Source organism: Streptomyces sp. NPDC052721, from assembly GCF_040678315.1.
In the GTDB taxonomy this organism is placed as follows: domain Bacteria; phylum Actinomycetota; class Actinomycetes; order Streptomycetales; family Streptomycetaceae; genus Streptomyces.
In genome coordinates this window covers 1-11,412 of sequence record NZ_JBFATL010000088.1, presented here as the reverse complement: position 1 = coordinate 11,412, position 11,412 = coordinate 1, and the positions used below count along the sequence as shown (strand labels likewise).

10 protein-coding genes and 1 pseudogene are annotated in these 11,412 nt (G+C 71.3%); 2 read left to right on the top strand and 9 right to left on the bottom strand.

Features of this window, described 5'->3' with window-relative positions:
- Positions 1-90: 90 nt before the first annotated feature.
- The 3 genes from AB0L21_RS39235 to AB0L21_RS39225 all read right to left on the bottom strand — a co-directional run bounded on the left by AB0L21_RS39235 (position 91) and on the right by AB0L21_RS39225 (position 4,671).
- Positions 91-2,700 (bottom strand): discoidin domain-containing protein, encoded by a 2,610-nt coding sequence (locus AB0L21_RS39235; RefSeq protein WP_365788729.1) that lies wholly within the window; start codon positions 2,698-2,700, stop codon positions 91-93.
- Between the two features lie 94 nt (positions 2,701-2,794).
- Positions 2,795-3,670, bottom strand: a complete 876-nt coding sequence (locus AB0L21_RS39230; RefSeq protein WP_365788728.1) for an FCD domain-containing protein — start codon at positions 3,668-3,670, stop codon at positions 2,795-2,797.
- A gap of 413 nt (positions 3,671-4,083) precedes the next feature.
- Entirely contained in the window at positions 4,084-4,671 is a 588-nt protein-coding gene (locus AB0L21_RS39225; RefSeq protein WP_365788727.1) for an alpha/beta fold hydrolase, read from the bottom strand.
- Between AB0L21_RS39225 and AB0L21_RS39220 the strand changes: the two are divergent.
- Positions 4,663-4,893 (top strand): annotated as a pseudogene (locus tag AB0L21_RS39220) (hypothetical protein); the annotation flags it as partial. The gene AB0L21_RS39225 and the pseudogene AB0L21_RS39220 sit on opposite strands and share 9 nt — an antisense overlap.
- Here the strand turns inward: AB0L21_RS39220 and AB0L21_RS39215 are convergent.
- Positions 4,864-5,412 (bottom strand): GNAT family protein, encoded by a 549-nt coding sequence (locus AB0L21_RS39215; RefSeq protein WP_365711342.1) that lies wholly within the window; start codon positions 5,410-5,412, stop codon positions 4,864-4,866. The pseudogene AB0L21_RS39220 and the gene AB0L21_RS39215 sit on opposite strands and share 30 nt — an antisense overlap.
- Before the next feature lie 110 nt (positions 5,413-5,522).
- Here AB0L21_RS39215 and AB0L21_RS39210 point away from each other — a divergent pair, with 110 nt between their 5' ends.
- The gene (locus AB0L21_RS39210) at positions 5,523-6,509 is read left to right on the top strand and encodes an aldo/keto reductase (protein ID WP_365788726.1); all 987 of its coding nucleotides are present in this window, start codon (positions 5,523-5,525) and stop codon (positions 6,507-6,509) included.
- A gap of 69 nt (positions 6,510-6,578) precedes the next feature.
- Here AB0L21_RS39210 and rox read toward each other — a convergent pair whose 3' ends face one another.
- From rox to AB0L21_RS39185, 5 genes are all read right to left on the bottom strand, one after another.
- Positions 6,579-8,015, bottom strand: a complete 1,437-nt coding sequence (gene rox / locus AB0L21_RS39205; RefSeq protein WP_365711346.1) for a rifampin monooxygenase — start codon at positions 8,013-8,015, stop codon at positions 6,579-6,581.
- Between the two features lie 172 nt (positions 8,016-8,187).
- Entirely contained in the window at positions 8,188-8,682 is a 495-nt protein-coding gene (locus tag AB0L21_RS39200) for a hypothetical protein (RefSeq protein WP_365711348.1), read from the bottom strand.
- Between the two features lie 212 nt (positions 8,683-8,894).
- On the bottom strand, positions 8,895-9,941 hold the full coding sequence (locus tag AB0L21_RS39195; RefSeq protein ID WP_365788725.1) for a hypothetical protein: 1,047 nt from the start codon (positions 9,939-9,941) through the stop codon (positions 8,895-8,897).
- Positions 9,942-10,148: 207 nt separating this feature from the next.
- Positions 10,149-10,853, bottom strand: a complete 705-nt coding sequence (locus tag AB0L21_RS39190) for a hypothetical protein (RefSeq protein WP_365788724.1) — start codon at positions 10,851-10,853, stop codon at positions 10,149-10,151.
- A gap of 106 nt (positions 10,854-10,959) precedes the next feature.
- The gene (locus tag AB0L21_RS39185) at positions 10,960-11,340 is read right to left on the bottom strand and encodes a nitrile hydratase accessory protein (RefSeq protein WP_365788723.1); all 381 of its coding nucleotides are present in this window, start codon (positions 11,338-11,340) and stop codon (positions 10,960-10,962) included.
- Between the last annotated feature and the right edge of the window lie 72 nt (positions 11,341-11,412).

Genomic DNA, 11,412 nt, shown 5'->3' with positions numbered 1-11,412 from the left:
CCCTCGTACTGGATGTACTTGGGTCGGGGCCCGGTGCGGCGAGAGTGCGTGCATGGCGTCGCGCGGCAGACGGGAGTTTGACGACAGGGCCTAGAAGCCGCCGTAGGCCTGGAGTTCGTAGACGCTGCCGCCGTTCCAGCTGGAGGCGGTGACGGTCAGGCGCAGATAGCGGGCGTCGACCGGGGCGTCGGGGAGGGAGTAGGCGGTCTGCGCGGTGGTGTGGCCGGCGGTGTGGTCGTCCAGCGCCGACCAGTTCAGGCCGTCGGCGGAGTACTCCAGGAGGTACTTGTAGCCGCTGGGCTTCTCGAACGTCGTGACCACACCCGAGACGTTGGTGACCTTGCCCAGGTCGACCTGGATCCAGGACGGGTCGGGCAGGCCGAGGCCCTGCGCCCAGCGGGTGGACAGGTCGCCGTCCACGGCCAGTTCGGGGGTGTTCGGATCGGAGTAGGAGGAGACCGTGACCGGCTTGTGCAGGGCCAGGTCCGCGCCGTCGGGCAGGGTGACCGTCACGGGCGCGCTGGGCGGTGATTCGTTGCCCGCCGCGTCGCGGGCGGTCACCGTGAAGGTGTACGACGCCCCGGCGGTGAGGTTCGCGATGCGTACCGAGGCGCCCTTGGACGCGCTGACCACCTTGCCGCCGCTGTGGATCGCGTAGCCGGTGACACCGTTGTCGTCGGTGGCGGCCGGCCAGCTCAGATCCACGACGGTGGGCAGGCCGGCGACCGCGCCGGGCTTGCCGGGGACCGTCGGCGCCGTGTGGTCACCGGTCTCCGGGTCCGGGTCGAGGTGCCGGTACGGCGGCTGGAGACCGGCGTTGCCGACGATCGAGGCGGGCAGCTGCTCACAGCCGTCGACCGTCGTGTTGTGCACGATCGTGTCGTCCGTGCTGTTGAACTGCGCGCTGAACTTCGGTGTGGTGGTGAAGTTGTAGTCGGCGGTGATGTCCATGCCGTGGTTGAGCAGCAGCCACTGATAGGCGACATCGCAGAACGCGTTGTTGGTCGTGTGCCAGTAACGGCTGCCCTCGTCCTGGTAGATGGCCCCGTAGGCCAGCTCCGGAACCTTCCTGATGTAGTTGCCGGAGACGATGCCGCCGGGGTTGGCACTCAGGGTGTAGATCGCGCCGCCGTCGGCCTGTGACTTCATGATGTCACTGATCTCGTTGTCACTGATGACGTTGTCACGGGAGGTGGTGGGGGTGTCCCACACCGGTACTCCGGAGTTGCCCGGGTAGTTGGTGTCACCGCCCGGATCGGTCAGGCCCCAGCCCCAGCCCGCGGAGATGCCGCTGTACGGCAGGTCGTACACCCTGTTGTGGCTGATCACGGTGTGGTCGGTGTAGCCGGCGAAGATGCCCAGGGAGCCGTTGTACTGGTCGGCGACATGGGTGACGACGTTGTTGTCGACGGTGTTGTCCTTGGTGATGTCCCGTGGATCGTCCGGGTGGGCGTCCACGACCTCGACGCCGCCGACCTGGATGCCGGTGGCCGCGATCTGCCGGAACACATTGCCGGTGACGTGGGTGCCCCGCGTCCCGGTGTTGAGGTTCAGGCCGACGGCGCCGAGGTGGGTGAAGGTGTTCCCCTCGAAGGAGATCCCCCGGCCGTGGCTGACGTTGACCGCGCCGGGCGTCTTGACCCACTTCAGGCGGGTGGAGTCGAAGTCCGGATTGTCGTCGCCGACGATACGGAAGCCGGCCTGGCCCTCGATCAGCCCGTCGTCCGAACTGGGGGCGAGCCAGGTCGAGTACGAGAAGGTGATGCCCCGGAAGGAGACGTTGCCGACCGGGTGGTCCTTGGTGCCGTCCAGGTCCACGAGGTCCTGCACGCGCGGGACGGTCACGGTCGCCGTCGCCGGGTCCTGCCCCTTCTTGGGCATGTAGTACAGGTCGCCCTCGCTCTTGTCGAGGTACCACTCACCGGGGGTGTCCATCAGCTCCCGCGCGTTCTCCAGCCAGGTGGGGTTCTGGATCTCCTGGCCCTCGTGGAGGTTGGCGTTGTGGAAGCAGGGCTGCCGCATGGTCATCGTGGTGCCGGAGACGGACTGCACGGGGCAGCGCATCATCATCCAGCCCCACTTGCTGACCACCTCCATGTCGGACTGGTTCTTGTACGAGTCCAGACGGGTGTCGGTGATCTTGTAGCCGGTCGCCGTCTTGGAGAAGCCGGGCGGGTTCTCCGGACCACGGGCCCGTGTCTCCAGCTCGCCGTCGACGTAGAGCTGCCGGGTGTCGAGGTCACCCACGTGCGCCTTGTACACCGTGTGGCCGGCGTCGACCGGAGCCCAGCCGGTGACCTGGCTGCCGCCGCTGATCACGGGGTGCGCGCCCGGAGCCGCCTCGTAGACGACGCGGTGGCCGTTCGTACCCGAGTCGCGCGGCGTCAGGGTGAAGGTGTCGGTGAGCCGGTAGGTGCCGGAGAGCAGCTCGACATCGATGTCACGCCGCATGTCACGGTTGATGCCGCGTATGAAGTCCCGTGCGTGACCGAGCGTCCGGAACGGGTGCTTGGAGGTGCCCGAGCCGGTGTCGCGGCCGTGGTCGGGCGAGACATAGATCTTCAGCGGGGGCGGATCGGCGGCCCGCGGGGCGGCCTGGGCGTGCGGGGCGGTCAGGGGGAGCGCCGCGGCGGCCAGGGCGAGGACGGTCAGTGCGCTTCTTCGCCGGGAGCGGCGGGGTGGGGCTGAGGGTATGGACATGGGAATCCAATCGCCTGCGGGGAGGGGAGGGGAGGGGAGGGGAGGGGGAGAGGGGCGGCTCGTTCCTGGGGAACACCCCGGCGGCGACCTCGCGTCAGGAGGCGGACGTCACCGGCGGGGTGGGCTCGGGGGTGTCGCCGGCGCCGGCGGCGTCCGTGCCGGCGGTGGTGGTCCCCGATGCGGCGGACGCGGCCGGGCCGGCGCCGGGCGGGGCGACATTGAACAGACGGTCGCGGATACGACGCTCGAACTGCTGCCGTGTCGTGGCGATGTGCTCGGTCATCAGCGTGGCGGCACGGTCGGCGTCCCCTGCGGCGATGGCGTCCGCGATCGCCATGTGCTGGCGACCCGCCACCTCCAGCGAGCCGGGTGTGTCGCCGTGGAAGAGCAGCACGTCGGACTGCGCCGCCAGACGTCGTACGTTGGTGACGCTCGAGCGCAGGAAGATGTTGTGGGCGGCGATGCCGACGGCGTCGTGGAACAGCTGGTCGGCCACGGAGAAGGCGTCGGCGTCGTCCTCCCGGCCGGCCCTCAGGGAGCGCTCGGCGCCCTTCTGGATGTTCCGCACCTCGATCGGCGCCGCCTGGCCGGCCGCGCGGCGGGCGGTCTCGGCCTCGATCAGGCTGCGGTAGTCCAGCAGCATCAGCACGTGTTCCATGCTGGTCGGCTGGAAGTGCGTCATGTCGTCGTCGGCGAGCCCGCCGGGCGAGTCGGCCACGAAGATGCCGGCGCCCCGCCGGACACTGAGCCGGCCGAGGGCCGCCAGTACCTTCACCGCCTCGCGGGTGACATTGCGCGAGGTGCCGAGGATCTCGGCGAGCCCCGCCTCGGTCGGCAGCCGCGCGCCGGGACGCAGGCCCTGTTCGGCGATGTACCCGAGGAGCTGCTCGGCGACCAGCTCGTAGCCCGGCCGGTAAGGCCTGGGTGTCGTCCCGCTGCCCTTGGCCGGTACCTTGCGCTCTGCTGACACGAGAACACCTCCCGGCGCCCGGAATGAATCTGACTCATCGGCGGGGCAACTATGGCACCGGGGTGGGGACCCGACAAGGCCTACGGCCAACTCCGTTGGGTTCGCGTACCGGTCATGCCGTCCAGAGGGAGCGGAAGCCTATGGTCCGTGCGATCCGGTTGGCCGGAGCGGCAGCGGATGAATCAGATTGTTCACGGCGCCTTCCGGCCATCGAGACCGCCGATCACCTCCGGATTCCGCGCCCTCGTCGGCACCGCTCACCCTCCCCGGCCCCGCTCACCCTTCCCGGCTCCGCTCACCCTTCCCGGCTCCGCTCACCCTCGTCGGCTCCGCTCACCCTCCCCGGCCCCGCTCACCCTGGCCGTCCTCGCCGCTCTGGCCGGATTCGCGGGACCGTGCGTGTCGGAGCGGGTTCACGCCGGCGGCGCGGTCAGGGCGGCCGTGATGTGGTCGGCGAGGCGGGGCAGCCAGTCGGGGCGGGCGTTGCCGAGGAGGTGGTCACCGTGCGGGACATGCAGGTAGGTGCCGCGCGGAGCCAGTCGGGCGAGGGGCTCGCCGTCGGTCACACCGGGGATGACGTCCTGGCCGCCGTCCACGACCAGCAGCGGGGCCGCGATGCGCGGAGCCAGGCCGGTGAGGTCGACATGGCGGGCGAACGCACGGGCGGCGTCCGCTCCTTCGGTGCGGCGGGCCATGATGTCCCGTACCGGCGGGGGCAGTTCGGCCCAGTCGAGGCGGAAGGGGCCGCTGACGGTGGCGACCGCCGCCACCCGCGGCTCCAGCGCCGCCGCGCGGGCCGCGAAGTAGCCGCCCAGACTGAGGCCGACGAGCCCGACGCGGGCGACGCCGAGGGCGTCGACGACCCGGCCGACGACCTGCTCGTACTCCGGCCGGAGAACCGTCGTGGCCGCGAGCGCACCCTGCCCCGGGCCGTCCATCGAGAACACCGCCAGGCCCCTGCCCAGCAGCGCGGCCGCCAGGTCCAGGAACTCCTCGTCCACCCCACGCCGCTGTACGCCTGGTCGCTGGTGTGGCGCACCGGCACCGGGCACCCGGGGCTGCACGGCCTCATCGCCGCCTGCGCCGCGCGGGCAGGGCGCAGCCGATGGCTGGAGTACGACCCGGCCCGCGACTGGCTGCCCGAACCGCCCGAGGCCGCGGCGACGGGGCGCCCCGCAAGAGCATCCACGGCGTCACACGGAGTCCGCCCACTCCTCGCGTAGCATCCCGAAGAGCACGCGGTCGTAGCGCTTCCCCTCCACCAGCACAGCCGACCGGCGGCGGCCTTCCTCACGGAAGCCCAGCCTGGTGAAGGCGCGCACGGCACGCTCGTTGCCGCTCCAGGTGTCCAGCTCCAGCCGGCTCAGGCAGTACGCACCGAACAGGTGGCCCACCAGCAGCCGCACGGCGTCACTGCCGTGACCGCGGCCCCAGAACTCCCGCTCGCCGATGGTGACTCCCAGCGTGGCCACTCCGGCGTACGGGTCGAGGTCCCGGTAGTCGGCCATGCCTATCACTGTCCCGTCCGTCAGGTCCTCGACCGTGAACACGGCCGACTCCCTGGGGTTCAGTCGCAGCATGGTCTCGAAGCCGAGTCCGACCGCCTCCGCTGTGACCGGACCAAAACACGGGTCACCTCCGGCGGCCCAGCGCACCACCTCCGGGTCATTGCGCCATCGGACATGGTGCTCAGCGTCTTCGGAGCGCAGCGCGCGCAGTCTTACCAGCTTTCCTTCGAACATCACGCAACTCTACGGGTGACGCCGTCGTGGTTGCCTCTCGTTTGACATGGAGTGCACTCCAATACCTAGCGTCCTGGGTGAACGGTCCGACGAGTCCAGGAGGCAGCAGCATGACCGACGTCCCCACCCGGCATCTGGGCGAACTGGAGGTCTCCGCGCAGGGACTCGGCTGCATGGGCATGAGCCACGGGTACGGCGCCGCGGACGACGCGCAGTCGGTCGCGACGCTCCACCACGCCCTCGACCTCGGGGTCACCCTGCTCGACACCGCCGACTTCTACGGCGCCGGGCACAACGAGGAGCTGATCGGGCGGGCCGTCGCCGGGCGCCGCGACGAGGTGGTGCTGGCCACCAAGTTCGGCTTCGCCAACCGCCTGGGCGAGCCCACCCTGATCCGCGGCGACGCCGCCTACGTGCGCCAGGCGTGCGAGGCCTCCCTGCGCCGGCTCGGGGTCGACCACATCGACCTCTACTACCAGCACCGGGTCGATCCGCGGGTGCCGATCGAGGAGACCGTCGGGGCCATGGCCGAGCTGGTGCGGGCCGGCAAGGTACGGCACCTCGGGCTGTCCGAGGCCGGCGCGCAGACCATCCGGAGGGCGCACGCGGTGCATCCGATCTCCGCGCTGCAGAGCGAGTGGTCGCTGTGGACCCGGGACCTGGAGGCGGAGATCGTCCCGGTCTGCCGCGAGCTCGGCATCGGCCTGGTCCCCTTCTCGCCGCTCGGACGCGGCTTCCTGACCGGCCGCTACAACTCGGTGGAGCAACTGGCGGAGACCGACGTCCGGCGCAGCCAGCCACGCTTCGCCGACGGCAACCTCGAACGGAACCTGGCGATCGTCGCGAAGCTGGACGAGCTGGCCGCCGCCAAGTCCGTCACCGCCGGTCAGCTCGCCCTGGCCTGGCTGCAGCACCGGGGCGACGACGTGGTGCCGATCCCCGGCACCCGGCGGCAGCGGTATCTGGAGGAGAACCTCGCGGCGCTGGACGTAAAGCTGTCCGCCGAGGACATCGCCGCGATCGAGGCCGCGGCCCCGCCCGAGCACATCGCGGGCAGCCGTTACGACGCGACCAGCCTCACCTACGTCAACCGCTGACCCGACAGGGGCGGGTGCGGCCGGAAGGCGCCGCTCGCGCCGTACGCGCTGGTGACCGCACCCGCCCGCTCAGTCCACGGCCGCGCCGAACCACTTCGGCAGGTGGTCGAGCAGATCCCGCTGGTCCTCGCCGACCCAGGCCACATGGCCGTCCGGCCGCAGCAGTACCGCGGGCACCTGGAGTTCCTCGCCGACGTCGTCGACGTGGTCGACCCGGTCCGCCCAGCCCGCCACCGAGAGCCGGCCGGTGCGGTCGAGCAGCAGGCCACGGCCGCCGCGCATCAGCTCGTAGAGGCGGCCCCGCTTCAGCTGGACGTCCCGCAGGCGCCGGCCGAGCAGGTCGTGTCCCTCCCCGAGGTCGTAGCGCACGTCGACCGCGGTGATGATCCCGGTGACGTACCGGTTCACCTCCTCGAAGTCCATCAGCCTGTCGAACAGTTCCCGCAGCGCGGTCGCACCCGGGCCGGTCCCCAGCAGCGTCATCTGCGCGCGGGTGTTGTCCAGTACGGCGGCGCCCACCGGATGCCGTTCGGCGTGGTAGCTGTCCAGCAGGCCCTGCGGCGCCCAGCCGGCCACCTCGGCGGCCAGCTTCCAGCCGAGGTTGAACGCGTCCTGGATGCCGAGGTTCAGCCCCTGCCCCCCGGTCGGCGGGTGGATGTGCGCCGCGTCGCCGGCCAGCAGCACCCGGCCGACCCGGTAGCGCTCGGCCTGCCGGGTGGCGTCACCGAACCGGGACAGCCAGCGTGGAGAATGCGCCCCGAAGTCGGTGCCCGCCACGGCCCGCAGCCGCCCCTTGAACTCCTCCAGGGTCGGCGCGGTCGTACGGTCCTCGGCCACCCCGTCGGCGGGGACGCCGATGCGGTACACCCCCTTGTTCCCGTCCACGTCGGGAATGGCACCGAACAGCAACCGTGTCTTGCGGACCTCCTCGACGACGGCGGCGATCGTCGCCGGATCCTCGGTCACCTCCATGGCACCCAGCAGCGTCTCGACCTTCGAGGGCTCACCGGGGAAGCCGACACCGAGCAGCTTGCGCACCGTACTGCGGCCGCCGTCGCACCCGACGAGGTACCGCGAGCGCAGCCGCGTGCCGTCCGCCAGCTCGGCCGTCACCCCGTCCGCGTCCTGGCTCAGCCCGACCACCTCCCGGCCCCGCCGGATCTCGGCACCGGCTTCCAGGGCACGCTCGTTCAGCAGCCGCTCGGTGGCCGGCTGCGAGACGGCGAGGCCGAACGGATGAGCCGTGTCCAGCCGGTCCGGCCACGGCTTGATGACGCCGCCGAAGAGCCCGCCGGCCCGGAACTTCTCACCGACCGCCAGGAACCGGTCGAGCAGGCCGCGCTGGTCCATCATCTCCACGCTGCGCGCGTGCAGACCGCGCCCGCGGGACTGCTCGGTCGGCTCGGTCAGCTTCTCCAGCACGACCACGTGTACGCCGTGCAGCCGCAGTTCGCAGGCCAGCATCAAGCCGGTCGGTCCGCCGCCGACCACGAGCACGTCGATCATCAAGGCCCCCCGTTTCCGCAGGTTCTGGTCGAGGCCGGTGATTCTGCGGCATCACCGGGGTCTTGCCGCAAGGCCCCCCGTGCGCTATAAGTTGAGAGTGGCAAGGAGTGGGTGACCTCCTTGCCTTTGTCATGTGTACCGGCTTCTCTCACCCGAAGCGGCCCCGTACGCCTCAGTGTTGGAGGTGGACCGTGAAGTGCCGCTCGGTCGGGCCCGCGGGAACGGTGCGGACGAATCCCTGGGCGGTGCTGTAGGCGCCCGAGCCGCCGGTGATGCCGACGTCGACGGAGGACGGGGCGGGCAGGTGCAGCAGCGATTGCGCGGTGAACTGCCCCTCGGGAAGCGCGAAGGTGCCGATGCACTGGAGGGCGGCCGGGCTGACCCGGGTGAAGGTGCAGGCCGAACTGTGATCGCCCACCTTCTCGCCGTCGCGGTAGAGGTCCTCGTGCACGATCCGCTGATCGCCCACGCTGATGCCCGGCTCGCCCAGATCGACTTCCCCGGACGAGGTCTGCTTGCCGACCAGTTCGAAGGTTTTCGCGGGCGGCTTCGCGGCGGATCCGCCGGCCGACGCCGACGGTGCGAGCGCCGCACCGCCGACGACGGCCACGGCCGCCGCGGCTGCCAGCAGGTAGCGTGCCTTGCGTGTTCCGGTGATGTCCGGCATCTCTGTTCTCTTTCCGTTCATGGGTGTGCGTGGTCCGGCGGGAGGCGGCCGGCCTCCTGGGTCAGACCGCCACGGCGTTGATCCGGCCGCCGTCGCGGCCTTCGCCGGTGACACTGACCGTCGCGGTGGAGTCGTTCCTCGTCACTGTTCCTCTCGGTGGGTGATCACGGGTCTGGGAGGTCGGGCCGACTGCGCCGGGAGGGACGCGGGAGTCAGACGGTGGTGGACGCGCGCCGCCGTTCCAGGCGGCCACGCGGGATGAGCAGCACCGCGGCGACGACGGCCCACAGGGCCAGTGTCATGACGGGTCCTGCCGCGTGCGCGCCGTGGAAGTAGCCGAGGTCGGCGATGGCGCGGACGGCGGCGCCGGGTGGCAGCAGTGCGGAGACGGCCCGGGCCGCGGCGGGCAGCAGGTCCTCCCCGATGGTGGCGCCGCTGGTGGCGTTGCCGACGGTGAGCAGCAGGAGGGTGGCGACCGGGAGCCCGATGGGGCCGAGGTAGGTGCCGAGCAGTTTGGTGGTGAAGGCCGCCGCCGCTGCCAGCAGGGCGAGGGTGGCGATCAACGGAACGACCGGGGCCGGTACCGCTCCGAGAACAGGCCCCGCGATGATCGCGGCCACGGCGCCGATGGCCGCGGAAGCGCCGCTCAGCAGCCAGAACCGGTGACGCAGATGCAGGAGACCGGCCAGGCCGACGGTGTTCGAGCCCAGCACGAAACCGGCGAGGGTGACGCCGAAGGCCAGGTAGAAGCCGGCCAGTCCGCGGGCGTCGAAGTGGGCCAGCGGCCGGACGTCCTCCGTGCTGACGTGCATGCCGGCCCCTTCGGCGTAGGCACCGACGAGGGACTTCACGGCGGCCGTGGTGGACGTGCCGTTGGCTCCCGCCACCTCCAGGCGCAGCTCGCCCGGACCGCCGGTGCTGAGCGCGGCGACGACGTCGTGGTGCTCCAGGGCCCGGCGGGCCGTATCGGCGTCGGCGGCGGGGCGCACCTCGACGCTGTCGCCGAGTGCCCGGTGTATCTCGCCCGGCAGGTCGGTACCGGCGACGGCGAGGGGGACGTGATGCGGCTGCGGGTCGCGCTGCAGACCCACGTAGCAGCTGACGAAGGCCGCCACGACGATCAGGGCGATGAGGGCCGGCTGCAGCCAGGCTTTCACCGGCGGCCGACGGCGGAGGGCGGTGTGATCACCCGGGGCGGGCTCGGCCGCCGTGGAGCGTGTCTGCCGACGCTCGTAGGCGGGTCCGGCGGGGGTTTCCATGGTGAGGCTTTCTGACGGTGGGTCGTGGAGTGCGCGGGGGGATCCGCGGGGCCGCGCAGGGTGCGACGCGTTTACGAGCATATGCTCCTATCTTGGTGAGGGCAAGAGCGGTCGACTGCGACGCGGTGCGACCTCCTGCACAAGCTCGGTGCGCACGGGGAGACGACGACACGTCGCCGCGATCACGCCGGACGGGAAATGGGCCGCCTATTTGGTCGTGCCCCACAGCTGACCGGCCGGTACGTGGGACGGGTTGCCCATGAGCCTGGCGACCCGGATCTGCCCGGGCACCGTGGTCCGGTGGTCGCGGCCCCTGGAGCGGCCGTGGTCGGGGGAGTCGTGGGTGAAGGTCATCGCGTAGGGGTGCTCGAAGTCCGTGGTCGAGCCGTTGACCAGCGGGAAGTGCCCCTGGGCGGCGGTCGAGGGCGAATCCGCGGTGTCGATGATCCAGACGGTCTTGGCGGAAGCCCCGCACTTCTGCAGGGTGAGGCCCTCGTTCTGGTACGCGGTGGTGGCCAGGCCCGCACACAGGCCGGTGCGCTCGCCGTGCGGCGCGTACTCGACCTCCACCGCACGCAGGGTGCCGTAATGCCGGTTCACCTCGGCGGACAGCAGGCCGTCCTTGTAGAAGTCGGACACCAGGCCCGCTCGGTGACCGACGATGTCCCCGGCCGGATCGGTGGTGCTGACGGGGCGCATGACGGTGGGCCGACCGACCTCCGCCACTCCTCGGTACACGGTTTCCACCAGATGGGGCCGCGCGGCCGTGCCGAACTTCGCGCTGTAGATCTGGATGCAGCGGTCGCCGCACTCCGCGGTGGCGGCGCCGGCGGCCACCGTTCCCGCTGTTCCGAGGCCACCAACCGCGGTCAGCATCGCCACGGCCGCGAGCAGCTTGTTTCTGACAGGCATGAAGAAATTCCTTCGCTGGAAAGGCAGCGCGTACGGTGCGTTGCTCCGGTGGGGCATGAGGTCACCAGGCCGTCATCGTGCTCGGGACGGCCCGGCGCCCTTCGGCTCAGTGCGGGTGCGGGTGCGGGTGCGGGTGCGGGTGGGAGTGGTCGTCGGAGTGGTCGTGGCCGGGAGGGCGCTGGGCCAGGGTTTCGGCGCGCGCGGTGACCTCCTCCGGTGTCACGGCGCACAGGCCGGTGAGGACGTCCTCCAGGGCGGCGAGCCAGAGCCGGTAGTAGTTGTACGGCTCCTCCGGCGCCGCTGTGGACTCCCAGGCCGCGATCCGGGCGGCGAGTGCGGCCTGGAAGTCGGGCCAGGTGAACGCGCCCGCCTCGTACAGGCTGACGGCCATGCCGAAGGCGCGGCTCTCCCAGGGCTCGGCGAACACCAGCTCGCCGTTGGAGCGCGGCGGTGCGGCCGGGCCCTCGATGTCCAGGGGCGCGCTCATGGTGCCGTCACCTTGGCCACGCCGACCATCGCGTCCCGCGTCACCAGGGGCACGAGTTCCTCCTCGGACAGG